This window comes from Bacillus sp. FSL K6-2944 (assembly GCF_038005385.1).
Classification (GTDB): Bacteria; Bacillota; Bacilli; order Bacillales; family Bacillaceae_G; genus Bacillus_A; species Bacillus_A cereus.
Map to the genome: position 1 here is coordinate 2,770,005 of NZ_JBBOTE010000001.1, position 26,803 is coordinate 2,796,807.

Sequence of the window (26,803 nt, forward strand, 5' to 3'; positions counted from 1 at the left end):
CGAAAAAACATGAAAATCGTGACTGTTTGCTTTATAATAAGTAACAGATAATGCAAAACATAGACAAGGAGAGGTTTTCCAAATGATTTTTAAAGTATTTTATCAAGAAAAATTAACTGAGGTTCCAGTACGTGAAAATACAAAAGTTTTATATTTAGAGGCTACGTCTGAAAAGGATGTTCGTACAAAATTAAATAAGTTCGCATATAATATCGAGTTTGTTCAGTCTGTTACTGGCGCTCATCTTGAATATGAAAAAGAAAACGCTGATTTAACATTAGCGGAAATCGTATAGCGATATGAAATTTCTAAAAAACGACCAAGTTGCTGTATTTGCTCTCGGTGGGCTTGGTGAAATCGGTAAAAATACATACGCTGTTCAATTTCAAGATGAAATTATTATAATTGATGCTGGAATTAAATTTCCAGAGGACGAACTTCTCGGAATCGATTATGTAATACCAGACTACACTTATTTTGTGCGAAACGAAGATAAAATTAAAGGGTTATTCATTACACATGGTCACGAAGATCATATCGGCGGAATCCCTTACCTATTACGTCAAGTGAACATTCCAATTTACGGCGGAAAATTAGCAATTGCACTCATCAAAAACAAACTAGAAGAACACGGCTTACTTCGTAAAGCAAAACTTTACGAGATTCAAGAAGATGACGTTATTAAATTCAAAAAAACGTCTGTATCCTTCTTCCGTACAACTCACAGTATTCCAGATTCGTACGGCGTTGTTGTGAAAACACCTCAAGGTCAAGTCGTTCATACAGGTGACTTCAAATTTGACTTCACACCAGTTGGTGAACCAGCTGATTTAACAAAAATGGCTGAAATCGGTAAAGATGGCGTACTATGTCTATTATCTGATAGTACGAACAGTGAAGTTCCAAACTTTACTATGTCTGAGCGTCGCGTTGGTGATAGCATTCAAGACATTTTCCGTAAAGTAGAAGGACGGATTATATTCGCAACCTTTGCATCAAATATTCACCGCTTACAACAAGTTGTTGAAGCTGCTGTTGAAAACAACCGTAAAGTAGCTGTGTTTGGTCGAAGTATGGAAGCAGCGATTGAAATTGGACAAAACCTTGGTTATATTCGTTGCCCGAAAGATACATTCATAGATGCATCTCAACTAAACCGCTTACCAGCTAATAAAGTTGTTATTTTATGTACAGGTAGTCAAGGTGAACCGATGGCAGCACTTTCACGTATTGCAAACGGTACACACCGCCAAATTCAAATTATTCCTGGAGATACAGTTGTTTTCTCTTCTTCACCAATTCCAGGAAATACAATTAGCGTAAGTCGTACAATTAACATGTTGTACCGCGCTGGCGCTGATGTAATTCATGGGAAACTTTCAAATATCCATACAAGTGGACACGGTGGACAAGAAGAACAAAAGTTAATGTTACGTCTAATTAAACCGAAGTACTTCATGCCAATTCATGGTGAATATCGTATGCAGCGTATGCACATGAACATAGCAAATGATTGTGGCATCCCTGAAGAAAATTGCTTCATTATGGATAATGGCGATGTTCTTGCTTTACGTTCGGATGAAGCTAGCGTAGCTGGAAAAATCCCATCTGGTTCGGTTTACATTGATGGAAACGGTATTGGAGATATTGGCAATATCGTATTACGCGATCGTCGTATCCTTTCTGAAGAAGGACTTGTAATTGTAGTTGTAAGCATTGATATGAAAGAATTTAAAGTTGCAGCAGGACCTGATATCATCTCACGCGGTTTCGTTTACATGCGTGAAAGTAGCGATTTAATCAATGATGCACAAACATTAATTACAACTCATTTAGAAAAAGTAATGGAGCGTAAAACAACACAATGGTCTGAAATTAAAAATGAAATTACAGACACATTAGCTCCATTCCTATATGAGAAAACGAAACGCCGTCCAATGATTTTACCAATCATTATGGAAATATAAGAAAAGGACAATGCCATGAAGGCATTGTCCTTTTCTTTTCTCTTATCTTAAAAAGTGTTTAAATCGATCCACTTCATCGTCATGACCAATGACAATTAATATATCTCCTGCTTGAATATTCTCCGTAGCTCGAGGGGATACGATAACTTCTTTGCCTCGTTTAATTGCTACAATATTCAATCCAAACTTCGCACGAATATCTAATTCAATTAAAGAGTGCCCATCAATTTTTTTATTCGCAATAATCTCTACAATACTATGCTCATCTGAAAGCTCAAGGTAGTCTAGCACATTGCTTGATGCAATATTATTAGCAATCCTTTTCCCCATATCACGTTCTGGATGCACAATATGATCTGCACCTATTTTACTTAACACTTTTTCATGATAATCATTTTGAGCTTTTACAGTAATATTTTTTACACCCAACTCTTTCAAAATCAAAGTCGTTAAAATACTTGAATTTAAATTATCTCCAATAGCAACGACTACGTGATCAAAATTTCGAATACCAAGGCTTTTTAATACCATCTCATCTGTTGAATCTGCAATTACAGCATGCGAAGCTATATTTGCAAATTCATTAATTTTATCCTCATCTGAATCGATTGCCATTACTTCCATTCCTAATTGAGCTAGTTCTCGGCAAATACTTCCACCAAAGCGACCAAGTCCAATGACAGCAAATTCTTTTTCTTTCTCACCCACGGGAATTCCTCCAATAACTTCAAGTACTATTTATTTTCAGTGTAACACACTTTATATGCGTCACAAAAACTGTAATTAGCTCTTATTTTTGTTTTTGTATATAAAAATATTGTTGCAAGTAAAAAGCGATACCAACAAGTAGCATAGCAAATACAAATATATTTCCAAAAGAACTAAATGTTTCAAAAACGAATAATAATGTTTCTTGACCAAAAAAGGCAAATAGAAGCTGTGTGAATGCAAATAACAACGCCCATATGTAATGATGTTGATGGAATAAATAATGCGTTGCACCTAAAAAAGCAATAAACGAAAAGATAAAGATCCACCAATTTTCTAAAAATAGTTGCCAATTAGAAAATTGATATCCATTTACTAATATCGCAATAAGCGCGATAACTACCATCGTCGGCACACTCCAAAATAATGCCCGTCCTCTAAAGAAACGAGTGCCTTTAACATCTCCTTTTTCATGTGCAATATATGTTAGTACTACTGTGCTTATATACAAAACAGAAAGAATTGTTAAAACGATAATAAGCCAAAAATGTAATTGATAATATTCATGCTCTATATTTGTCACGATTGCAGCTAACATGCACGGAATTAACATTCCCGTCCAACCATCTACTTTTCTTTCATTCCAAAAGACCGTATTACCAATCCTTATTCCTAACAACATAAAAATAATGATACCCAATACAAATAACGTAGTTTTATTCCCTACTAAACTCGTTGAAAAAGCAATTAATCCAATAAATAAAAAGAGCACAAACCCATTCATAATTTCTAGTACAGGTGATAAATATCTCTTCACCCATTTGTATGTTTCGTCATATTCATTATTATCTACTAGACGATAGGCATAAAAACTTATCCCAAAATAAACCGCCGCAATAATAACGTACGCATATAAGACGAAACATAAAATCGCACTGCTAATTTGCACGTAATTCCCCACCCTTTTTTCTATGTTTCACATTGATTTTACACACTTTTCATACTAAAAGTAAACATATATAAGTTAGTCAAATAATTAATAATGAGCAGTGGCTAACCCCCCTGCTCATTATTAAAACAGTACAATTAACTTTAATTCTTCCATTTGTATGTCAATGTCTAAAATCAATCTATACGAGCGTTACTTACACCTCAGAACAAAAAGTTTTTTGGAGCCTTCAAGAAAGTGGAAGTTTTATTTTCTATTCCCTTTCCACTTTACATATTGGCTTAAAAATGTAATTGCCTTTTCAATCACTTCTTCGTCTGGTTTTAATTTTGCATGATGTAAACCATATTCTGAATTTACTCCAAGCCAAAACATAAATCCAGGGATTTCTCGAAGCATATAACCAAAATCTTCACCCGTCATTGCCTCAGTACATGTAATAACATTCATATCAGTTTGTTTATGTACAAATTCCATAAACTCTCTCGTTAACTCTTCATGGTTATATACTTGATGATACATTGCTCCGTAATCTATAATCGCCTCACACTGGAAAGAAGCTTCGATACCTGCAACAATTGACTCAATTCTGCTTTTCACACGCTTCATTGATTCCACTGATAATGTTCGAATCGTTCCTTCTAAACGAGATTTTTCTGCAATAATATTTTGAACCGTACCACCAGTAATTTTCCCGATTGTAATTACTGCACTATCAAGAGGATTTACATTGCGACTAATAACGGATTGAAGCTGTGTAACAAGATGACTCGCTGCAACAATCATGTCATTTGCAGTATGTGGATAGGCAGCATGGCCACCTTTCCCTTTTAAATCAATATATAATTCTGAAGTATTGGCAAATAACAGTCCTTCTTTCGTTGCAATTGTCCCCACAGCGTATTCTGGTGCAATATGAAGACCAAGAATTATATTTGGTTTCCATTCTTTTAACTCTTCACTTTCTAACATAGGAAGAGCACCGCCTGGTCCTTCTTCTGCTGGCTGGAATAGAAATACAAGGTCATCATCTATTCTTTCGCTCACAGCTTTCGTTAGAAGGCCTAAACCGATTGTTGTATGTACATCATGGCCACATGCATGCATCATTCCTTCGTGAATAGAAGCAAACTCGTATCCAGTTTCCTCTGTAATTGGTAAACCGTCTATATCTGCACGATAACCTATTATTTTTTCGGGATTTTTTCCATTTACTTTAACGATTACACCCGTTTTCCATGTCTTCACTTCCACAAATTTATGAGAAAGTGTTCCTATATAATCTAAAATATACTGTTGTGTTTTCCATTCCTTAAATCCGATTTCTGGAATTCTATGTAGATCTCTACGAATTTGGACAAATTTGCTTACTGTCATTTTTGCACCTCTATCTATAAAAAGCGTAAGAGCCCATTTACGCTCTTACGCTTTTTTTACTTTTTATTTCTCTGGGTTTAATTGACGAAGCTCTTGTTTAATTTCTGTTTTTGCTTTTGTCTTCTCATCAATTTCTTTAATTACACGTGCTGGAGTACCTGCAACAACTGTGTATGGAGGCACATCTTCTGTTACAACAGCTCCCGCTGCTACAACTGCACCTTTACCTACTGTAACACCCTCTAAAACAACTACATTTGCACCGATTACTACATCATCTTCAACGATAACTGGTTTTGCAGAAGGTGGCTCAATAACACCTGCAAGTACAGCACCTGCACCTACGTGACAGTTTTTACCGACTGTTGCACGTCCACCAAGTACTGCGTTCATGTCGATCATAGAACCTTCACCAATTACAGCACCAATGTTAATTGTTGCATTCATCATAATTACAGCGTTGTCACCAATTTCAACATGGTCACGAATAATAGCACCTGGCTCGATGCGAGCTTTAATACCTTTTAAATCAAGCATTGGGATTGCAGAATTACGACGATCGTTTTCTACAACGTAGTCAACGATGTGCTTATTATTCTCATCAAGAATTGTCTTAATTTCAGACCATTCTCCGAATAATACACCTGATTTTTTATTCACAAATGCTTGTACTGTTTCAGGGAATGTTACTTCTTTTAAATCCCCTTTTATGTATACCTTTACAGGAGTTTTCTTTTCACTTTTTTGAATAAACGAAATAATTTCGTTAGCGTCCATCATTTTCATTCTTGTTGCCTCCTAAATCCATTTATAATGTTACTCTACCAAACGAAAGAGCGAGTAGCAAGATAATAATCTTATTTTCCCCTTTGAATTTCTTCTATAATTTCTAAAAATGCTTGTACTTGCTTCAACTGCCTTGCCGAGTCACTTGTTAACAACCATGTTTCTCTCGTCAGTTGAACAGGTGTTTTATACATATTTTCCTGTACTTCCTTTAAAACAGTAGAAGGTAAAAGGGCATAACCTATACCATTTAAAACAAGTTGTTTACATGTTTCAATTTGGTCAACTACAATCGTTCGCTTAGGCGGATTAGAAAATAAACCATACCACCAATTTTGTATTTGTCCATAATAAGTCGAGTCACTTTTAAATTGAATGAACGGCCTATTTGTTTCTTTTAACATCGAAATATCTTTTATTTCTTTATCAACTAAATACAGTTCATCTTCAAATAATTGTTGCTTCTGACCTTTATATTCTTGTGTTCCCCTCAGTATAGCAACATGCACGTCTCCTTCATAAAACTGCTTTTGCACTTCACTACTCCATCCAGTAAACAGCGATATCTTTACAGAAGGATATTTATGCACAAACTTTTTCAAAACAGGAGGGAGCCAATATTGACCAATAACTGATGCAACAGCTATTTTTAACGTTCCATGAGTTTCCGTTCTGAAAACAGCCAGCTCACTTTTTATATCTTCTTCCCTTTGCAACATTTCTTTGGCATAATTTGCAACTTTTTCCCCTTCAGGTGTAATTGTCAATCCTTTTTGTGAGCGAATAAAAAACTTCATTCCCCATTGTTTCTCCATAGATTGTAATCGTTGACTCAGCGCAGGTTGGGAAACAAATAAACGTTCCGCCGCTTTTCTCATATTTGATTCCTGAGCTAACACAACCATCATTTGAAAATCATCAATTTGCAACTTTCTCCCTCTTTCCTTAGCTTCCATACACCTTATTTCAATAAGCTTTTCATCCTTAATTTACCCGAATGCTTTCATTCAGAAAATACAATTGTCCAGCACAAACTTTCCTTATGTTTTATGTCTTTTTAAATATAATACATACACAAGTGATATGCACGAAAAAAAAGTGACTTCTTCGTTTCTATGAAGTCACTTTTTTCACTTTATCGATTATGTTGCCTTACTTTCTTATTCAACAATTTTAAAATAGCCCGACGTGTTAAAATCCCCTCAAAATAGCCTTCTTCATTAACAGCGCAAATAAAAGGATGATCAATTGTCATTTCTAAAGCTTTTGCAAATGAATCGTCTAATTTAAGAACAGGTATATCTTCTTTCATCACCTGCTCTACTTTCATATCATCGAGCCTTTCAAACTCAATACGTTCTAATCCTAACATACCATCTAATATCATGGCAGTACTAATCAAACCATGTAGTTTATACATTGGATCTAAGACAGGTATCGCTGAATATCCAGATTTTACAAGAACGAGTAAAGCATGTTCTAAACTATTTCCAATTTGGACATGAGCTACTTTTTCCGATGAAATCATTAAATCCTTCACAAGAATTTGTTGAAATTCGTCTTTCGGAATACTAATCATATTACATCCCCCATTTTCCCTTTTTCCTGCTTATGTTCACAACTCTATTCACATTTTATGACAGCGTTTTCATATTATTATTTTGTCCTAAATTTATTTCAATAAAAATACAATCACACAGCTATTTTAGCATACCGCACAAAAAAAAGACTACCATTCCGGTAGCGCTTAATACCCTTTATTTTTTAATCTGTAAAATAACCTTGTGATTTTTTTATATTGCATCACATCTGTCTGTTTCAAACCATTCTCAATATCTGTAAGTTCCACAGCTAAAATTTCACTTGCGTAATTTTGCTGAAATAAAATATCTAGTAGTAAACTTTCTTCTTCCTTCGTTAAAACAACTTCCCTTTGCATATACCCCTCTCCTTACACTCGCATCGTTACTCTTATTATATAAAAAATTCAACCTATTTAATAGATGTAATATTCAGTTTTCATTTAAAGATATGTAACAATCGTACACATACAAAAAAATCATTTCGTATATCGATTTGCATAGCTAAACGCCGCATAAGCATCCGGCTTAATTTTTGCAGTTAATCCCATCGCTCGAATTTTTTCTGTCATATCTAAAATAAATTCTTTTGTTAAGCCATCATTCCCAATGTCTAAATGAATTTCCATTATGAATCCAGCCCCATCTTGAGCATAAGGATGCAATAACTCCCATATTGTTTGTATATGAGTAGGCGTAAATAGACATGCGATTTCTTGACTAAACTGCGTTTCTAAATATATTTTCTCACGTAAGGTCGCTGGCTTATCTTTTACTGATTTATGGTGTAAACAACCCCAGGCACCTTTTCCAACACGATGAATATGGATTGCTGTAATAAACCTCGTATCCTTTTGATGCGCTTGCGAGTCTGTCCCAATGGATAATCGATACAAATTTCGCGGATCCTTTTCAATGAAACTACAAATACGGTTAAAGACCATATCAAAATTTAAATGTCTCTCTGAAACATTGTAAAATTTATGTGCACCGTCCACAGAGTCACGTCCTTTCAATTAGACAGACTTTTCGTATTCTCATTGTATGGGACAAAAACTAAAATTATAACTTCCTATCCTTTATTCGTTTCAATATTTCGAATTACAAAGTGACAAACTTGGCACGTATAAATTACATTTTGATTAGATTGAGCCGTTAATACATGAATAATCTCAGCAGAACTTTGACAATTAGGACAAATCACAACTGGTAAACGTTCCATACGATAACCTCCTAGTTATATTTCTCCCGCTATTTGCAAAACCCAGCGATAGTGAGAAGTTTAGCTTCACATATTCACCCGGTTGACGGGACTAATTATCCACATGGATAAGCAAACTTGCACGGATTAAATTTTCATTTTAATACCATTGTAGGAAAAATAAAAAACTTCTATACATTACGCTGGAAAGTAATAGAACTAAAAAAGGTACTGCCATGTGGCAGTACCTTTTTTATATGTATCAAGAAATGATATCGTAAATCTCAATTGCAACCATGTCGATATTATCGAATTGATATACTTGAGGTTTTTCACCTTGTTGATACACTTCTAACTCATACATTTCACTTTTATCGAAAAATTTCACGCTACATTTGCGCTCACCGTTCACTTCAAAATAGCGTTGTGCTACTTCACCGCTTTCAGCTTGTTCTTGTAGACTAACAAGTCGAGTTAAAATTCCTTGGAGTAGAGACATGAAATCTCTCCTTTCTCTGATCTTCCTACCAATAGGTTTTACAGCTATACTCATTCTATCCGTCATAACAGAAAAAATGTTCCACACTCTAGGATAAAGGTTATTGGCCAGAAACTCAACTAAAAATTTGTCGAAATGCGAAGGAAAAAACAGAAAGAACATATTTCTCCTTCATTATTGCGGTTTTTATACTGGAAGAATATAATAAAAAACAGAAAAAAGGAGGAATTACAATGAAAAAAATTGAGGTTTATACACAACCCGATTGTCCGCCATGTGTTATTGTAAAAGAATTTTTGAAGCATAATAACGTTGCATATGAAGAATTTGACGTAAAAAAAGACGCTGCTGCTCGCAATCGTCTTTTATACGACTATGATTCTTATTCAACTCCAACAGTCGTAATTGATGGCGAAGTAGTTGCAGGTTTTCAAATTGAAAAGTTACAACAACTACTCAATATAGAATAGGAATAGGTAAATACCTATTCCTATTCTTATCCCGCTATTTGTAGGTAGTAAAACTCCCACCCACTGATTAAAAGTTTCACTTTATAATTGTTGCAACCTTTTTATTTCAGTTAAAAGTTCCTGACTTTCATGATATCCTGCTAACTTCCATTTATCTTGATCCCTTTTCAATGTTACAATTTGATATTGTCCACTTTTTGTCCGCTCATATACATATAAATTTTTATGTTCTTCATCATACGACATTTTCGTTTCTGAATTAAAAGAAAACGGTGCTTCTTTTGCCGGAAGTAAATATTCACCACTTTGTTTATCACTTCTGCTATTTTCATCTGTAAATACTTGAAGGAAATTATCTGTAAAATACGGTGATAACGTCTCTATCATCTTATTCATCGGCAAATGCTTCCCACGAATTGAAAACTGGGTTTCATAGCCTTTTTGTATCGTTGTAAATACTTCTTTCCGATCGACTTCCACTTCCTCTTTTCCTAAAACAGTCGTAACACTATAACCAACTAGAAAGGCAACACATACAAATAGAACAAGCCATATTCCATATTTCCTCATTTTTTCACCTTCCTTTTAAAAGAACTTGTCTTTGTAGTATTCATTGTAACAATGAATATGCAAAGAAAGGACAGATTTCGTTCGTAAAATCTTTACAACGATAGACAGCATTTTCATCACCATTTTCACTATTACCAATTTATGATAAAAACAAACAAAAAATGCACGAATCTCTTCGTGCATTAAAATAAAACATCTTCTTCATATAAATATTCATAAGATAAATCTATAAATAAAAAGTTGTCATCATCAATCGGGAAAGAAAATGTTCGTACCATTTCTCCCGTTTCAATATCTGCATATAAATCTGAAAGCCTCGCCTTATTCTCAAAACGCATTTTCATTATATTCTCGAGAAAATACGGGCGCCAGCTCCAGTTCTTCATATAATAATCCGGCATCACAATCCATTCTCCATCTTTTTTCATAACATTTCCTGATTGTTGGAAACCATCTTCATTACAAATAAATATACGAAAACTACACTGTGATACACTTTGACTAAATTGTAATAACCAATCATTTATATCTTCATTCTTTTTTTGTTTTGATAAAACATCGCCAATGCGATCGCGTAACATCTCTGTTAAATTATAAATTTTTTGTAACTTCTTCTTTTCATGCTGAATAAACTGATGACATTCATTACCTAGTCGCTCTTTCAAAACATTCGTTTCAATAAAATCAGGTAAACATTCTTTTAAATAATTACCTTGATAATATCTTCCGCCGTTCTTCCAAGCATATTGCAGTTGATAAAAAGCATCTATTTCTTCATATAATAAAGTTGCACCAATTCTTCTAGCAAGTAATGATAAAGAATATAAAATATCTTGATAAGATTGTAAAAGTGCTGTTTGCCTTAAGTTCGTTAAATCTACTTTTAAAATATCAGGTGCTAACACGCTAATACGCTCTAAATTACTTGTACCCGTTCCGACTTTATTAATCGAAATTTGAATACCATATGTACGATAATACATAAGCAAATGATTAAATTGCTCTATATCTTCTTTACATTCATGCTCTGTAATCTCTAAAACAATTTGTTTTAAATTTAAACCTTGTTCTTCGTACCTCAATAAAAGTTGAAGCAAGCTTTCATCATCATCATTCATTAATACATTAGCATTCCGATGTATAAATAATAATAATTTTTGATCGCTTTCTAAATAACGATTTAAAGCTTTTTCTACTATAATATTATCCGCTTCCAGTTGAAATTCACTTGGAATCGAATCATCGTGAAAGAAAGAAGCTAAACTTTGTATGCCCTCTTCTGTTTGAATACGTCCTACTACTTCATATCCAATTACAGTATGCTCATCAGCACTAAAAATAGCTTGATAATAAGGAAGGACTTTATCCAAGTTACTCATTACATCTAATGCATCTATCAACGTGCTTCCCTCCCTTTACTTTTCAAAAATTATAACATGATATTTACGGAAAAATAATAAAAAATCCCTTCAGTTTTCCTGAAGGGATTAGAGGGGTAAAATGCTAAGGGGAATTAGCAATTCTACTATGAAGAAAAAAGAGGTCTTAAATATAACGTATATATGACCTCTTGTAAACACTTTTCTTTCATATGTCACAATTCCGTCACATTTAACCGTAAAAAAATGAATCAAACATTCATTTTTTTATCCCTTTTAAAATGGATATTGATGTAAATGTTGTCCTCCATCCATTGTCATGCAAGTTCCATTTATGTACGCAGCTTCATCTGAGCATAAATAATAAGCTAGACCAGCGATTTCTTCTGGCGTACCCAGCCTTCCAAGCGGAACACTTTGTATCGTACGCTTAGCCATTTCTTCTGAAATCCATAATTTATCAGCACCGCCCGTACGTTCAATTGGTCCTGGAGCGATAGCGTTAACTCGTATTCCATATTTACGTCCCCACTCAACAGCGAGCGTCTTCGTCATCGCTAATACTCCTGCCTTTGCTGCAGCCGAATGAATAACTCCTGGACCTGCATCCCATGCATATGTTGCTACCATGTTAATGATATTCCCATTTATACCTTTTTCAATCCAATATTTTCCGACAGCATGGCTACAGTAAAATGTACCGTTTAATACAATATTAATGACCGAATTCCAGCCATTCACGGATAAATCTTCTGCTGGACAAATAAAGTTTCCAGCTGCATTATTTATTAAAACATCAATTCGACCAAACTTCTCATCAATCTGTTCAATCATTTTCTGAATGTCATCCGTATTTCTTACATCCATTTGTACAGGTAATACTTGCCCTGGAAATTGTTCAATTTCCAACTTTGTTTCCTCTAGTTTTTCTTTTGTACGTCCTGTAATAACAACTCGTGCCCCTTCTTTTGCAAAGCGAGTCGCCATTCCTTTTCCCATTCCACTCGATCCACCTGTTATAATAACTACCTTTTCTTTCACATACATCCCCTCCAAAAAAATGAATACACATTCATTTTATCACTTTATTTAATAGAAATCTTTATATTTTTAAAATTTTCTGATATTTTAATGTAAAGAACTTTCTTTTTATTCATTTTTTTCGTAATCTATACTAATTTTTTATTATGTAAAGTATATTTTTAAATAAACTGAAAGGAGATTTGAGTAGCCTGTAAATGGAATAAAAACATTGAGGTATACTCATATTTTTATGACGCACATTACAAGAAGAAATTTTTTAAAAATTGGTATGCGTACTTGTCTCTATTCATTTATAACCAGTGGCATCGGATACTACTATGCTAAATATATAGAACCCCATTTCATTTCTTTTACACAGCACACATTAAAATCACAACTCATCCCAAAAAGTTTTCATGGTATGAAAATTCTTCAATTCAGCGATTTACATCTCGGATACTATTTCTCGCTTCAACATTTATCTCAAGTTGTTTCTAAAATTAATGCTGTAAATCCAGATATTGTCCTTTTTACCGGAGATCTCATTGATAATTATCAAACGTATACTGACACTCCTTTTGTCGCGTCCATTTTAAAAAATATACAAGCCCCCTTCGGTAAATTCGCTATTTATGGTAACCATGATCACGGTGGATATGGAACTGAATACTATGAGCACATCATGCGTGAATCAGGATTTGAACTATTGCTAAATAGTAAAAAAAGAATTCGTCTAATGGATAATAGTGAAATTTCTATTTTCGGTCTCGATGATATACTACTAGGCAAACCAAAAATAGAGAAAACATTACAACATGCACGGCAAAATACTTATAACATCGTTCTTGTTCACGAGCCAGATATCGCGCCGCAAATTTCCAAATATCCAATCAACTTGCAACTTTCTGGTCATAGCCATGGCGGACAAGTACAAATTCCTTTTTTAGGGGCTATTATTACACCATCACTCGCCAAAGACTATATTGAAGGCTTCTATACGATGCAGGATTTAACTCTCTATGTCAATCGAGGCCTCGGAAGAACACGTGTCCCATTTCGTTTCATGTCAAAACCTGAAATCACAATTTTCACACTCCAACATTCGTAATAATTCGCCTATTTTCTTACATATCCTTTCTTGTACGCGCTCATCCATGTTTCGTTTACCATATGATAAAAGTGAGTCCAATAAAGGAGGTATGTTCATGTATCCATATTATCAACCAATTCCAGTCCGTTCAGCACCTATTGGTCCAGTAGGCGACTCACGCTTCTTCCCGTTTTTTGGCGTTCCCTTTCTAGCTGGAATTGCTGGTGGATTGCTCGGCGGAGCATTAGCTTTCGGCCCTCGACCATTTTATCCACCTTATCCACCACCTTTCCCGCCGCCAGCACCTTATCCTTGTTACGGTGGACCATGTCAGCAACCCTACTATTACTAGGTTAAAGTAACGATTCTTTCAAATATTATTCTCTCAACGAGCCATCTCATTACACGCTTATAATAAAACTATTGTTTCTACTCATCCTTCTATTTTTGGAGCATATGAGTAGAAAAAAGTAAAAATCTCTTATGGACATAAGAGGTTTTTACTTTTTTTCATTATTCAGCGTCTGTATTTTGATACGCCATCTTAAACAACTTCACTTGGCTATCAATTTCTTCTGTACTACCATTAATAACATAATAGTAATCACCATCTTTATTTTGTTCACGTGTTTTCACATTATCAGCTAATGTAAGCTGTAAAATCGCCTTAATTCGTGCCTTCATTTCAATATCTAATATCGGGAAAGATATTTCCACTCGCTTCTCCATATTTCGCGTCATCAAATCAGCTGAAGATAAATATATTTTCTCCTCCCCATTATGATGGAAATAATAAATACGGCTATGTTCTAAATATCTTCCAACAACACTAACTACACGAATATTTTCACTTACATTTGGAATACCAGGTCGTAGGCAACATGTTCCTCGAACAATGAGCTCTACCTTTACTCCAGCTTGTGATGCTTCGTACATTTTTTTTATTAACGGTTTATCTGTTAATGAATTCATCTTAGCGATAATATATCCATTTCCATATTGCCTATGATAACGGATTTCTTCATCTATTAAATCCATAAATTGCTCTCTTATATCAAATGGAGCAACCGATAAATGATGAAAATGTGGCTTTGTTGTATAACCACTTAAATAATTAAAGAAATTGGTTGCATCGACCCCAAAATCTTTTCTTGATGTAATATATCCAAAATCAGTATATAACTTCGCTGTTGCATCATTATAGTTCCCAGTTCCGAGATGTACGAACCTTTCGATTTTTCCGTTTTTTCTCCTTACAACTAGCGTAATTTTACTATGTGTTTTCAAGTGACTGACACCGTAAATAACATGACAGCCTGCCTGTTCCAATTCTTTAGCCCAGTGAACATTGTTTTCTTCATCAAACCTTGCCTTTAATTCAACTAATACCGTCACTTGTTTTCCCTTTTCAGCCGCTATCTTTAACGCCTGAATAATCGGTGAATCACCACTTACACGATATAACGTTTGTTTAATCGCAAGTACATTCGGATCGTCTGCCGCATCACGGACAAAATCAACTACCGGCTGAAATGATTCAAAAGGATGATGTAATAAAATATCATGCTCAATTGCTTTTTCAAATACATCTTCTTCATCACCTAAATCTTGAGGCGGTTGCGGAATAAGAGCTGGATATACAAGATGTTCATATAAAGGAGCTAGTTTTTTATATAAAGAAAACAAACATGTTAAATCTAATGGGCCATCCATTATATATACATCTTCATCTTTTACTTCCAGAACCTCATATAATAACGCTAATACTCTTTCATCAATGTGTTCTTTCCCAACTTCTAAACGTACAGCAGCCCCCCACTTACGCTTTTTTAATTCTTTTTCAATTACCTTTAATAAATCTCTCGCACCTTCTTCATGAATCGTTAAATCTGCATTGCGTGTAATACGGAAACGAGTAACAGATGATACTGTATATCCCGTAAATAATTTATGAGTAAAGCTACTAATTACGTCTTCTAATAAAATAAATTTATGCTTTTGCCCTTCACTCGGTAAAATTATGAAGCGCTCAAGTAATGAAGGAACTTGCACAATCCCTAACTTCGTCCTGTTTTCTTCTTCTGCTTGCTTCTCATCATATAAAAGAGTAGCCAAATTCAAACTTTTGTTTAATAACATTGGAAATGGGCGATATGCATCAATAGCTACAGGAGTTAACACCGGAAAAATTTGCTCGTCAAAATACTCTTCTATAAATTCTCGCTGCTCTTTCGTCAAATCATTGAATGTTAAACGTTCAATTCCCTCTAACTCAAGCGCTGGTAATACATAATTTTTAAATGTATCATATTGTACTGTCATTAGTGCATGGGCTTTTATCGCAATTTTATTTAATTGCTTTTTCGGTGTTAAGCCAGCTTTATTTTCTGGTTGATTAAATCCAGCACTCACTTGATCCTTTAATCCCGCTACACGTACCATAAAAAATTCATCTAAATTCGAACTAAAAATACTAATAAATTTCAATCTTTCCAAAAGTGGATTATTTGCATCTTGCGCTTCTTGTAAGACACGTTCATTAAATGCTAACCAACTTAACTCTCGATTATTGTAATAAGCTGTATCATTTAAATTTACTGCATTCCCCTTCAATAATTCCATTCTCTTCACACTTCCCCTTGAAACTTTTTTACTATAATTTAGTTAATTTCATTTTATCAAATTACAATATTACAAAGTGTAAATTTTTCGTAAAGACATCCGTACAACCCTAATGTTTTAGTTCAAATAATAAATTAATATTCGTTTTTAATACTCTTTCTAACTGTTTTTTTTGTTTTTCAGCTTGTACTTTTTCTGCTAATGCCGATTGTTCACATAAAACTTTAAACGTTAATCCCTCTTCGCTTTCTGTTATAGATATGGTATCAATAAGCGATCGTTGCCTTACATTTAAAGTAGCTGAAAATTGTAAAACAGCTCCTAACAGGCGGATTTTTTTTTGTTCGCTTTTATCAAACCAACCTTCAAATGGAGATAAATGTTGTTTAAATAACATTTTTGATTTATACGATGCAATAAGCGCTAGCCTTACTCGATCTTTATGCATCATGCCATCAATTGTCTTATTCGCTAATAAATAAAACGTATGTAAACGGCTTGCTTCTTCGTCTATATATTTGCCTATATTAAATACTTTCGCAGCTTGATGGAACACTTCCCAGTCTTTTACTGACATAGAAATAAGCCCTATTTCCTCAAGTTGTTTGCAAATTAGTCTTCCATGTTTAATAAGTTGAATAACAAATTCCATGTCCATTTCGTATTCATGTGATAGTAAATGCAAACTTTCTTCAACTACGTTCGGATAATATGAAATCCCCAAATCTTTTGTCAACTCTTCATAGAAAACACCTTCTCTTAACCCTTTTCTACTTAATACAAATGCCGGTGCCTCTATAACATGAACAAGTGTATGAAATACTTCAACCGCTGGAATAATCGTATCTGCTCGATCTTTTGCTAATCCTTCCAATTTCTGAAGTTCTATGAACGACAATTTTTCCAATTCCTCTTTTACACTTTCAACATCTTCTTCTTTCATCTTGTATAAATGTAATCCTGCTATAGGATAACATATTAAATTTTGATGGATTTTTACTAAGTTCCTAGCACTACCACCAATTGCAATAAGAGGCAATTTCTTATTGATTAACCATGGTAACGTTCGAAATTGAAACTCTAAATACTGTTGCATTCCCTCTAACTCATCTTTAGTAGGAATATCACCTTTAATAAATTGTTGCTTTAAAGAAAGTGCCCCAAAAGGAAAACTATGGTACTCTAAAATCTCTCTATTTCTAAAGTATGTAACTTCCGTACTTCCCCCACCAATATCTACCGTTATTCCTTCTGAAAACGATGTAGAATTCATAACCGCCAGGTATCCGTAACGCGCTTCCTCATACTCTGATAATACTCTAAGAGTAAAGTCCGTTTGTCCTTCAACAAGCTTTTTAATTTCCTCTTGATTCTCCGACTGTCTAATTGTTGCTGTTGCAACACAAAGTACATGATGCAACTGATGGAATCTTGTACTTTCTTGAAATTGAAATAATGTCTGTAATAATACTTCTATTCCCTCTTCATTCAATACACCATCAATTAAGTAATTCCTTAACCTAGCAACAACTTTCGTATTTTCAATCTCTTTATAAAAACCTCCATTTTGCTTTTCATAAATAACTAAACGCATTGTATTAGATCCAATATCTATAATGGCATACTGTTGTTTTAATATTTCTTTCAAACTTCTCACTCTTTCATTATCAAATTTCAAAAACATATTCTATTACTATTATACAAAATAGTTGTTTTTTGTAACAATATTGCTTTAATATTGAAAATATATACAATCACTTTTTGCGTATAATAAATACCTATTTTATTTATGGTATAATAATGAAAAATTGAAAGGAGATTCAATATGAAACCTTCACAACCACAATCTCAATTACAAAACCAACATTCTATTAATCGACTAGCTCAATCTATTTTCGTTGTGAATCGTCATGCTAAAGCAGCTACTAATCCTAAATATTTATACTGGTTAAAAAAGACAGCTTTAGAACGTTTGATTGCTGAAAAAAAAGCAATTAAAGAAGGATTGCATTTTTCTAGAAACCCACGTTTTAGCCAACAACAATCTGATGTCCTTATACGTTTAGGCGATTATTTTTTCCACATCCCTCCTACGAAAGAAGATTTTCGAATTCTACCGCATCTTGGTCATCTTGAATCCTCCTATCGAAATCCGAAAACAACCTTATCTTTAACAGTAGCAAAAAAAACACTTCAAGATTATATTGGTCCTGAAGCATTAAAACAAGAAAAAAAATTAAGTGAGCCTGTTCCATGGTATAGTCGTACTTATACAAAAAAATAAAACAGTTTGGCCAAGTGTAGGCCAAACTGTTTTATTTTTTCTCTTCTTTAATTTTAATATTTGCTTGTTTATAAAAAGCTACTTTTTCTGTATTATAAGACTTTGTAAATTCATTAAATTTATCTTTTTCTGACTCAATATCCTTATAAGATTGATTTACTACTTTTACTTTTTCACTAATATCTTTTAATTTAGTACCTTTATCTTGTAACATTGTATATAACTCTTTTTCTTGTTTTAAAGATTTGTTATAGCTGTCATACATTTTATTAAATGAATCGTGGCGTTTCTCATACGTGCTTTTCACTTTATCAGCTTGATCTTTCAATTTCTTATCTTCAATTTTCTTCACATACTTATCAGCTGACTTCACTTCTTCTTGCGCTTTATTTAAAACTTCTTTTTCTTTTGTAAGCACTTTTTCTCGTTCAGTTGTATTTTTCACTGCTTGATTCAGTTTTTCTTTAACAGTTTGATTATTATCTTTTCCTTCTTGAACAATCTGGTTATATAATTCTTGTCCTTCTTTCTCTAAAGTCTCAAGTTTTTTTGCATCTTCAAACATTGTTTTTTCTTGTTTAGCAGCGTTTTCAAACGCTACATATAATTCTTCTTCTGGTTTCGGACCGAAACAACCGGCTAATAAAATCATTGATAATGTAGTTACAATTGCTAATTTACTATATTTCAACATCTCTTCCTCCTACTTATAAACGACCATCGTGTAATATAAAAAAGTTATAAAATATGTAATTGTTCTATACACTCGCATCTTTTTTACGAAGATCATTAATATTGTTTGTACAAATTATTACTTGATATTACATTATTCTTTTTGAATTATTTAGCAATTCCATATCCATTTTTAAGTATACTACTTCGTGTTTTTTAAGGCCTGTTCACACTATGTATTACTTTAATATCCACGGAATTTCACCTCAGTCTTAATAAGACTATAATAGTTCACCTGATAAAAGGTGATCGCTCCGCTCTCACGTCTATCATTCCCTTTCCAGCTTTCTATCAATTAATCTCTTTGTTCATTTTACACAGTACAATCGATATCTCGCAACAACTTACAAATATTCTTTTCATTTCCTAAAAAGGAAAAGTGTAGAGCTTGCTTTCCTCTACACTTTTAAAATAAAACACACTGTGCAAATTGCATTGGCACTACCATCATAATTATATGCTTATTTCATATATTTTTAAAGACTTTTATTACAAACGTGGCGTTTTTTTGTAATAAAAGTCAAAAAAATGTTACAAATAAAACATCTTCCTATCATATATCTTCAAATCAAAGCTTCACTCATTTTCTTGCAAATTTCTATACTGGTACAATTGATTTTGCGACTTTCTCAACAGTTCTTCAAACGTTTTTCCTTCTACTGGATAGCTAGCTGCTCCAAATAAAAGAGTGACACTGAGTAAATCACCTTCTATTTCACTTTCAATATTTTTCATTAATCGTTTTGTTATTGTTGATGTTTCATGACCATTATCAATTGCTACAATAACGTACTTATTTTCATCCCACTTTGTAACAACATCGCCCTTCCGAATTGTCTTTACAATGGTACTCTCTAATTTTTGTACTAACACTCCCAACTTTTTTTCTTGCAACGTGTCTTTTAACCCTTCCCATTCTTTTACAGAAAGAATGTACACTGTAATATTACGAGAATCTCTTTCAGATAAAGCAGCTACTTTCCCAAAAAAATCAACAACAAAATCATTGCTTGCCATTCCTCCTACTTCCATACCCATACGCTCGTTTGTTCTTTTATCGTACCAATGTCCAAAATAATAACTTAGTATCATTTGCAATATATAAATAATAAAGACGGTATAAAATGATCGTGAATCCAGTTTTGCAATTACATCCTGAAGTGCAATCCATTCTGTAACTGCCACAGTATTGCCAAGCAATAATCCACTAATTTTTCCTTTATGTTTCATACTTTCCCCCCTTTTATACCAATATATGTTTCTATATCAATAATGTTTTTCTACAAAATAAAAAATGTACATATGCAATGTACATTTCTGCTTAAGCTTGTATACCTTTTCTACTCTATTTCATATATATAATATATAACTTTTATAGAAAGGAGTAATCTATATGCTACAAAAAGAGAATCTATCAGATGCTATGCGTTTGCTAGCTGGTTTTCTATTATCATTAAAATTATTATTTACCTCTTTCGGGATACACTTTATTACAAACGATCAAATCGACGCTATTGTTAATGTTGTTTCATTTTTATTTATTCTATACTTTGGCTACAAAAATAACTATGTAGGAAAAAAAGGAATGGAGCAAAAGAAAATACTCAAAAAACACAACCTTCACTAAAAAAGGAACCTTTTGTACAGGTTCCTTTTTATCATTGACGCACAACAACTTCATTTGTTTGCAGTGGGCCATATGATATCTCTTTATCTTGAAATGTATATGTAGCCTGAAAGAATGTTTGTTTAAGAGCTTTATCTTTATTAGCTTTTATTTTACAACGTAGTTCCACCTTCTCATTCGGTAACAAATCATCAATTCGCCATCTAACAAGCTGGAATAAAAACTCACTTATCCCCTTATCAACTTTTAAAGAATTAGGAATATAAGCAAAGTAATCTCGAATCATATGACTTACAACAACTCTCGAAATCATTTCTACCCCTTTATTTTCCACTTCAATTCTCATAATAAGTATGTCGTTTACATCGTAGGTCAATTCATACGAAAATTGTTCTGTATACATACTACCAATTTGTAATGTAACGGCTACTTGAGGAAATTCGTTTTCCTTTTTCGATCCGTCAATCCACAATACTGGTTGTAGCGGTATTGAATACTTTCCTGTATCCGAAATTCGTCCCCATATTTTCATAATATATATTCACCTCATTTCAGATGTAACATACACACAATGAATTCCCCAAATTCCTAAAGCTTGCTACAAGCAATGTTTAATATTTCTCTTCCTTTTATCCTATTCGACAATATGAAGAAAAAACCATTTTTCATCTATTAACAGAAGGTGTTCTTTATGAAATTTTTTTACAATTTACTTCATTCCCTTCATAGCAATATTCGTATGGCTCACTCGTTCTCTACTCATACGAAAGAATATTTTGACGGAAGAAAAAATTTGCCTTATAGTCAAATTTGACTATAATATTCTTTATGGCATATAAGTGCACTTATGGAAAAGAAATTAACATCAACTATACATTTAAATTTTTTATCCACTGCACTCAAAATTTAATATAGTTTACTTATTTCTAAAGGAGGGTTATATTTGGAAACTCAACCATTAAAAAAAGAAGCCAACAAGACAAAATTTGTTGTTGCTGGTTTACTGCTTGGTATATTAATGGCCGCAATGGATAATACAATCGTTGCAACCGCAATGGCAACAATCGTTGGAGACCTGGGAGGATTTGATAAGTTTGTTTGGGTCACATCAGCTTATATGGTAGCAACAATGGCAGGGATGCCTATCTTCGGGAAACTTTCTGATATGTACGGGCGGAAACGTTTTTATATTGGTGGCCTCATTCTTTTCTTATTCGGTTCTGCGCTCTGCGGAACAGCTTCAAGCATTGAGCAATTAAGTATTTATAGAGCTATTCAAGGGATCGGTGGTGGTGCCCTTATGCCTATCGCCTTCACAATTATGTACGATATCTTCCCACCAGAAAAACGCGGGAAGATGACAGGACTATTCGGTGCTGTTTTCGGGACATCTAGTGTCTTCGGTCCTTTATTAGGTGCTTATATTACAGACTATATAAGTTGGCATTGGGTCTTCTATATCAATATTCCATTAGGACTTATCTCCTTTTTCTTCATTACTAAATACTACAGTGAGTCTCTAGAATTTAGAAAACAAAAAATTGATTGGGCTGGTGCTATTACACTTGTCATAAGTATCGTTTGCTTAATGTTCGCATTAGAACTTGGTGGTAAGGAATATGCCTGGAATTCTACTGTAATTATTGGCTTATTTACAACAGTAGTTATTACGCTTATTATTTTCTTCTTTGTAGAACGAAAAGCAACCGAGCCTATTATTTCATTCCATCTATTTAAAAAACCTTTATTCGCAGCTAGTCAAGGAGTTGCCTTTTTCTATGGTGCCGCTTTCATTATCTGTACAGTTTATATTCCAATCTTCATTCAAGGCGTCCTTGGAGGTTCCGCCTCTAATGCTGGATTAATTTTAACACCAATGATGGTTGGTTCTGTAATTGGAAGTCAAACGGGAGGACAATTAGCTTCTCGAACAAGCTATCGTAACATTATGATGGTATCTGGTGTCTTCTTCGTTCTTGGTATTTATTTATTAAGTACTTTAACAATGGACACACCTCGTTTACTCGTAACACTATTTATGATTCTCGCTGGGCTTGGTGTTGGTTTCTCATTCTCAGTATTAAGTATGTCTTCTATTCACAAGTTGGAAATGCGGGACCGTGGTTCGGCGACATCAACAAACTCATTCTTCCGATCACTCGGTATGACTCTTGGTGTAACGATTTTTGGTACAATTCAAAATCATATTTTTACAGATAAACTAAACTCTGTATTCCCCCCTGAACTAGCAAAATTAGCTCCAAAAGGCGGAGACACAAGTTTCTTATTATCACCAGGCGCTACCGCAAAAATTCCTGCTGAAATATTAGCGGGTATTAAGGAAGCTCTCGCTACATCTATTGCGAACACATTCTTCTGGGCACTCATCCCGGCTGTACTAAGTATTATTTGTATTTTACTTATGGGAAATGAACGCCTCTTTACAGGCCCTAAAAAGAAAGAAAAACAAAAGCAAGTTAGTTAATATAAAAAAGAAGCGGCATATCCCTTTATGAAAAAGGATATGCCGTTTATAATATGTATAAAGTTTTTATATACAGGAGTTGAGACAGCATGAGCATGAAATTAGTCATTCTCGGCTTACTACTCGAAGGAGATAAACATCCATATGAAGTGCAGCATATTATGAAAGAACGACAAATGGATTGTTACATTAAATATGCTAAAGGATCACTTTATTACGCCTTCGAGCAATTAGAAAAGCAAGGGGCAATTCATATTACAAATGTAATTAGAGACACAAATCGACCTGACAAAACGATTTTTCATATAACAGAAGAAGGCAAAAAACTATTCCACACTTTACTATTAAAACAATTCGAAGCCAAAAACCAAATATATAAACCTATTTATTCAGCCTTATCTTTCGCTCACTTTAGCAATGATCACGAATTAGTTCCTATTTTAGAAAAAAAGAAAAACGATACTCTTCAATATTTACATACTATGCAAACGATATATGATTGTAATAAAGGAAAGGTTCCACGTGCACAACTATATATTTTGCAAAGTGTAATTGAGCATATTACAGTTGAATTACAATGGCTAAACACCCTCCTTAAAGATGCTATAGCAGGCCAACTTTCAGAAGTTGCTATAGATGAAGATTGAGCTATGAAAGAAGACATCCCTACTTCTTTCATAGCTCAATTTCTCTTTTCATACTGTAATATTATTAGTTACTCCAGAATATAAAAAGTCAGAATACTAAGAAATAAAAACTTTAGAATTTTCTTATTTTAAAACAGTAGACAAAATTCCAAAAATTATGTTAAAATTTGTTTCAATATCATATCGCTTGTTAAATTCCTTTCAAAAGGAAAATAGGTACACGAAAGTTTCGTTTCGTGTTTAAAAGGGAAGCTTGGTGAAACTCCAACACGGTCCCGCCACTGTAAATGCTGAGATTTCTTTTTGGTGCCACTGTGAAAACGGGAAGGTGAAAGAAATTATATGAAGCATAAGTCAGGAGACCTGCCTGTTTTAACAACACTGATAGATTCACGGATGATGATGAGGTGTTAAAACAAAAAGGAAGGCTTATTTTCTATGTCTTTGTACTTTTTGTTATAGGTATTTCCTAGTAAACGGAAATGCTTACTTTCAATTAGGGAGGAATTTAAAATGGCAATTCAAACAAGTAACTTAGGTTATCCACGTATCGGACTACAACGAGAGTGGAAAAAAACATTGGAAGCTTTTTGGTCCAATAAAATCGATGAAGAACAATTTTTAACAACAATGAAAGAAATTCGCCTTCAACACGTAAAAGTACAGCAAGAAAAAGGGATTGAACTCATTCCAATTGGCGACTTTACATATTATGATCACGTTTTGGATACTGCCTATATGCTAGGATTTATTCCATCACGTTTTTCTGAGTTTACATCTTACCTTGATGTATATTTCGCAATGGCGCGTGGCTCTAAAGATCACGTAGCTTCCGAAATGACAAAATGGTTTAACACAAACTATCACTATATCGTTCCTGAATATGAAGAGGGATTACAAATCTCTTTAAAAGATAATCGTCCACTTCGCTTATACGAAGAGGCAAAACAAGAATTAGGAGTAGATGGAAAGCCTGTTATTTTAGGACCATATACTTTCTTAAAATTAGCTAAAGGTTATACACAAGAACAATTTCCTACCATTTTAAAACAGTTAGTTGCACCTTACGTACAACTGCTTTCAGAACTACATGCAGCTGGTGCACCAGCCATTCAAGTTGATGAACCGATTTTCGCTTCTTTAACTAAAAAAGAAGTTCAACAAGCAAAAGAAATTTATGAAGCTATTCGTAAAGAAGTTCCAAATGCGACTCTTCTTTTACAAACATATTTTGATAGCGTAGAAGAAAACTATGAAGAAATTATTACATTCCCGGTATCCGGTATTGGATTAGATTTCATTCATGGTAAAGAAGGTAATCTAAATGCTATTTCAAAATATGGATTCCCAGCTGATAAAACTTTAGCTGTCGGTTGTATAGATGGCCGTAACATTTGGAGAGCTGACCTTGATGAAGTTCTTGAGTTATTTACAACGTTACAAAAACAAGTCCAAACGAAAGATATCATCGTTCAGCCTTCTTGTAGCTTATTGCATACACCAATCGATAAAACAGAAGAAACTCACTTATCGACTGAGCTGTTTGATGCGTTAGCATTTGCAAATCAAAAATTAGAAGAGTTAGTTCTTATTCATTCCGCTCTCACTCAAGGTACAGAAAGCATTAGTAATGAGCTGGAAACATATCGAAACGTACATCATACAATTCGTTCATCTGCTGCACGTAACCGAGAAGATGTCAAAGCAGCACGAACAGCACTAAAAGAAGAAGATTTTTCACGTCCTCTTCCATTTGAAAAACGATACGAATTACAACAAGTTGCTCTAGAGTTACCGCTATTACCAACAACGACTATTGGTAGCTTCCCGCAAACAACTGAAGTTCGTCAAACGCGAAAAGAATGGCGTAACGGTGTTATTTCAAATGAACAATATGAACAATTTATTGAAAAAGAGACAGAAAAATGGATTCGTTACCAAGAAGAAATTGGGCTTGATGTCCTTGTACATGGTGAATTTGAAAGAACTGACATGGTCGAATATTTTGGTGAGCGCCTTGCTGGTTTCTCATTCACTAAAAACGGTTGGGTACAATCATACGGTTCCCGCTGCGTAAAACCACCTGTTATTTATGGTGATGTAGCCTTTATTAACGGCATGACTATTAAGGAAACAGTTTATGCGCAAAGCTTAACAGAGAAAGTTGTAAAAGGAATGTTAACCGGACCTGTTACAATTTTAAATTGGTCCTTCGTTCGAAATGATATTCCAAGAAAAGAAGTTTCGTATCAAATTGCACTAGCTCTTCGTCACGAAATTGAACTACTTGAATCTTCCGGGATTAGAGTAATCCAAGTCGATGAGCCCGCACTTCGTGAAGGAATGCCACTAAAAGAAAAAGATTGGGATGCTTATATTACATGGGCAGTACAATCCTTCCTTTTAGCAACTTCTTCTGTAGCAAATGAAACACAAATTCATACTCATATGTGTTACAGTAACTTCGAAGATATTGTTGACGCGATTCGCGCATTAGATGCAGATGTAATTTCTATCGAAACATCAAGAAGTCACGGAGAATTTATTGATACATTAAAACATACAACATATGAAAAAGGCATCGGCCTAGGTGTATATGATATTCATAGCCCACGTGTACCGAGTAAAGATGAAATGTATAAAATCGTAGAACAATCTTTAGAAGTATGTGATCCTAAATATTTCTGGATTAATCCTGATTGTGGTTTAAAAACGAGAAGAACAGAAGAAGTTATTCCAGCTTTAGAACATATGGTGCAAGCAGCGAAAGATGCTCGTTCCCTTTTAAAAACAAACGCATAACAAAA

28 protein-coding genes and 1 riboswitch are annotated in these 26,803 nt (G+C 33.9%); of the genes, 10 read left to right on the forward strand and 18 right to left on the reverse strand.

The window, feature by feature from the left end:
• The first annotated feature begins 82 nt into the window (after positions 1-82).
• A complete protein-coding gene (locus MHH55_RS13910; RefSeq protein WP_000576435.1) occupies positions 83-295 on the forward strand; it encodes a DNA-dependent RNA polymerase subunit epsilon in 213 nt (70 codons plus the stop codon).
• Between the two features lie 4 nt (positions 296-299).
• Positions 300-1,967, forward strand: coding sequence for a ribonuclease J1 (gene rnjA / locus MHH55_RS13915; RefSeq protein WP_000670377.1), 1,668 nt, complete (start codon positions 300-302; stop codon positions 1,965-1,967).
• A 42-nt stretch (positions 1,968-2,009) separates the two neighbouring features.
• Here the strand turns inward: rnjA and MHH55_RS13920 are convergent, their stop codons facing one another.
• From MHH55_RS13920 to MHH55_RS13965, 10 genes are all read right to left on the reverse strand, one after another.
• Entirely contained in the window at positions 2,010-2,675 is a 666-nt protein-coding gene (locus tag MHH55_RS13920) for a potassium channel family protein (protein WP_000504032.1), read from the reverse strand.
• An 82-nt stretch (positions 2,676-2,757) separates the two neighbouring features.
• On the reverse strand, positions 2,758-3,624 hold the full coding sequence (locus MHH55_RS13925; RefSeq protein ID WP_001167324.1) for a cytochrome c oxidase assembly protein: 867 nt from the start codon (positions 3,622-3,624) through the stop codon (positions 2,758-2,760).
• A 246-nt stretch (positions 3,625-3,870) separates the two neighbouring features.
• On the reverse strand, positions 3,871-5,001 hold the full coding sequence (locus tag MHH55_RS13930) for an N-acetyldiaminopimelate deacetylase (protein ID WP_000218676.1): 1,131 nt from the start codon (positions 4,999-5,001) through the stop codon (positions 3,871-3,873).
• 63 nt (positions 5,002-5,064) lie between these two features.
• Positions 5,065-5,787 (reverse strand): 2,3,4,5-tetrahydropyridine-2,6-dicarboxylate N-acetyltransferase, encoded by a 723-nt coding sequence (gene dapD, locus MHH55_RS13935; RefSeq protein ID WP_000783241.1) that lies wholly within the window; start codon positions 5,785-5,787, stop codon positions 5,065-5,067.
• A gap of 71 nt (positions 5,788-5,858) precedes the next feature.
• The gene (locus MHH55_RS13940) at positions 5,859-6,743 is read right to left on the reverse strand and encodes a LysR family transcriptional regulator (protein ID WP_002026259.1); all 885 of its coding nucleotides are present in this window, start codon (positions 6,741-6,743) and stop codon (positions 5,859-5,861) included.
• 179 nt (positions 6,744-6,922) lie between these two features.
• On the reverse strand, positions 6,923-7,366 hold the full coding sequence (gene cbpB, locus MHH55_RS13945; protein ID WP_000623579.1) for a cyclic-di-AMP-binding protein CbpB: 444 nt from the start codon (positions 7,364-7,366) through the stop codon (positions 6,923-6,925).
• A gap of 168 nt (positions 7,367-7,534) precedes the next feature.
• Positions 7,535-7,726, reverse strand: coding sequence for an antirepressor AbbA (gene abbA / locus MHH55_RS13950; protein WP_001188692.1), 192 nt, complete (start codon positions 7,724-7,726; stop codon positions 7,535-7,537).
• A gap of 120 nt (positions 7,727-7,846) precedes the next feature.
• Positions 7,847-8,365 (reverse strand): ribonuclease H-like YkuK family protein, encoded by a 519-nt coding sequence (locus MHH55_RS13955; protein WP_000348488.1) that lies wholly within the window; start codon positions 8,363-8,365, stop codon positions 7,847-7,849.
• Between the two features lie 74 nt (positions 8,366-8,439).
• Entirely contained in the window at positions 8,440-8,589 is a 150-nt protein-coding gene (locus tag MHH55_RS13960) for a hypothetical protein (RefSeq protein WP_000440540.1), read from the reverse strand.
• Between the two features lie 241 nt (positions 8,590-8,830).
• Positions 8,831-9,067, reverse strand: coding sequence for a YkuJ family protein (locus MHH55_RS13965; protein ID WP_000055151.1), 237 nt, complete (start codon positions 9,065-9,067; stop codon positions 8,831-8,833).
• A gap of 233 nt (positions 9,068-9,300) precedes the next feature.
• Here MHH55_RS13965 and MHH55_RS13970 point away from each other — a divergent pair, with 233 nt between their 5' ends.
• Positions 9,301-9,537, forward strand: a complete 237-nt coding sequence (locus MHH55_RS13970; RefSeq protein ID WP_000717875.1) for a glutaredoxin family protein — start codon at positions 9,301-9,303, stop codon at positions 9,535-9,537.
• 81 nt (positions 9,538-9,618) lie between these two features.
• On the opposite strand, the gene MHH55_RS13975 is transcribed toward MHH55_RS13970, so the two are convergent.
• The 3 genes from MHH55_RS13975 to fadH all read right to left on the reverse strand — a co-directional run bounded on the left by MHH55_RS13975 (position 9,619) and on the right by fadH (position 12,527).
• Positions 9,619-10,107, reverse strand: coding sequence for a DUF3993 domain-containing protein (locus MHH55_RS13975; protein ID WP_001233804.1), 489 nt, complete (start codon positions 10,105-10,107; stop codon positions 9,619-9,621).
• Positions 10,108-10,289: 182 nt separating this feature from the next.
• Positions 10,290-11,507 (reverse strand): EAL domain-containing protein, encoded by a 1,218-nt coding sequence (locus MHH55_RS13980; protein WP_000564306.1) that lies wholly within the window; start codon positions 11,505-11,507, stop codon positions 10,290-10,292.
• A 255-nt stretch (positions 11,508-11,762) separates the two neighbouring features.
• Complete coding sequence (gene fadH, locus MHH55_RS13985; RefSeq protein ID WP_078186234.1) at positions 11,763-12,527, reverse strand: 2,4-dienoyl-CoA reductase; 765 nt, start codon at positions 12,525-12,527, stop codon at positions 11,763-11,765.
• Positions 12,528-12,759: 232 nt separating this feature from the next.
• Here fadH and MHH55_RS13990 point away from each other — a divergent pair, with 232 nt between their 5' ends.
• Positions 12,760-13,617, forward strand: coding sequence for a metallophosphoesterase (locus MHH55_RS13990; RefSeq protein ID WP_002026257.1), 858 nt, complete (start codon positions 12,760-12,762; stop codon positions 13,615-13,617).
• A 97-nt stretch (positions 13,618-13,714) separates the two neighbouring features.
• Entirely contained in the window at positions 13,715-13,951 is a 237-nt protein-coding gene (locus tag MHH55_RS13995) for a hypothetical protein (protein WP_000283738.1), read from the forward strand.
• Positions 13,952-14,112: 161 nt separating this feature from the next.
• On the opposite strand, the gene MHH55_RS14000 is transcribed toward MHH55_RS13995, so the two are convergent.
• Both MHH55_RS14000 and MHH55_RS14005 read right to left on the reverse strand, forming a co-directional pair.
• A complete protein-coding gene (locus MHH55_RS14000; RefSeq protein ID WP_000421680.1) occupies positions 14,113-16,221 on the reverse strand; it encodes a polyphosphate kinase in 2,109 nt (702 codons plus the stop codon).
• Positions 16,222-16,330: 109 nt separating this feature from the next.
• A complete protein-coding gene (locus MHH55_RS14005) occupies positions 16,331-17,905 on the reverse strand; it encodes a Ppx/GppA family phosphatase (protein ID WP_002198132.1) in 1,575 nt (524 codons plus the stop codon).
• A 141-nt stretch (positions 17,906-18,046) separates the two neighbouring features.
• On the opposite strand from MHH55_RS14005, the gene MHH55_RS14010 reads away from it, so the two are divergent.
• Positions 18,047-18,505, forward strand: coding sequence for a YkyB family protein (locus MHH55_RS14010; RefSeq protein WP_000804864.1), 459 nt, complete (start codon positions 18,047-18,049; stop codon positions 18,503-18,505).
• 31 nt (positions 18,506-18,536) lie between these two features.
• Here the strand turns inward: MHH55_RS14010 and MHH55_RS14015 are convergent, their stop codons facing one another.
• Positions 18,537-19,199 carry a YkyA family protein gene (locus tag MHH55_RS14015; RefSeq protein WP_000922498.1) on the reverse strand — a complete coding sequence of 221 codons (663 nt, stop codon included), beginning with the start codon at positions 19,197-19,199 and terminating at the stop codon, positions 18,537-18,539.
• Between the two features lie 614 nt (positions 19,200-19,813).
• A complete protein-coding gene (locus MHH55_RS14020; protein ID WP_000680820.1) occupies positions 19,814-20,467 on the reverse strand; it encodes a diguanylate cyclase domain-containing protein in 654 nt (217 codons plus the stop codon).
• A gap of 163 nt (positions 20,468-20,630) precedes the next feature.
• On the opposite strand from MHH55_RS14020, the gene MHH55_RS14025 reads away from it, so the two are divergent.
• Positions 20,631-20,864: an SPP1 phage holin family protein gene (locus MHH55_RS14025; protein ID WP_000939448.1), complete on the forward strand. Its 234-nt coding sequence runs from the start codon at positions 20,631-20,633 to the stop codon at positions 20,862-20,864.
• Between the two features lie 31 nt (positions 20,865-20,895).
• Here the strand turns inward: MHH55_RS14025 and MHH55_RS14030 are convergent, their stop codons facing one another.
• Positions 20,896-21,396 carry a hypothetical protein gene (locus MHH55_RS14030; protein ID WP_000708120.1) on the reverse strand — a complete coding sequence of 167 codons (501 nt, stop codon included), beginning with the start codon at positions 21,394-21,396 and terminating at the stop codon, positions 20,896-20,898.
• A 411-nt stretch (positions 21,397-21,807) separates the two neighbouring features.
• Here MHH55_RS14030 and MHH55_RS14035 point away from each other — a divergent pair, with 411 nt between their 5' ends.
• The 3 genes from MHH55_RS14035 to metE all read left to right on the forward strand — a co-directional run bounded on the left by MHH55_RS14035 (position 21,808) and on the right by metE (position 26,798).
• Complete coding sequence (locus MHH55_RS14035) at positions 21,808-23,349, forward strand: MDR family MFS transporter (protein WP_000449912.1); 1,542 nt, start codon at positions 21,808-21,810, stop codon at positions 23,347-23,349.
• An 89-nt stretch (positions 23,350-23,438) separates the two neighbouring features.
• On the forward strand, positions 23,439-23,996 hold the full coding sequence (locus tag MHH55_RS14040) for a PadR family transcriptional regulator (protein ID WP_000062061.1): 558 nt from the start codon (positions 23,439-23,441) through the stop codon (positions 23,994-23,996).
• A gap of 197 nt (positions 23,997-24,193) precedes the next feature.
• Positions 24,194-24,381, forward strand: a riboswitch (cobalamin riboswitch).
• Between the two features lie 128 nt (positions 24,382-24,509).
• A complete protein-coding gene (gene metE, locus MHH55_RS14045; RefSeq protein ID WP_001007608.1) occupies positions 24,510-26,798 on the forward strand; it encodes a 5-methyltetrahydropteroyltriglutamate--homocysteine S-methyltransferase in 2,289 nt (762 codons plus the stop codon).
• The last annotated feature ends 5 nt before the right edge of the window (positions 26,799-26,803 follow it).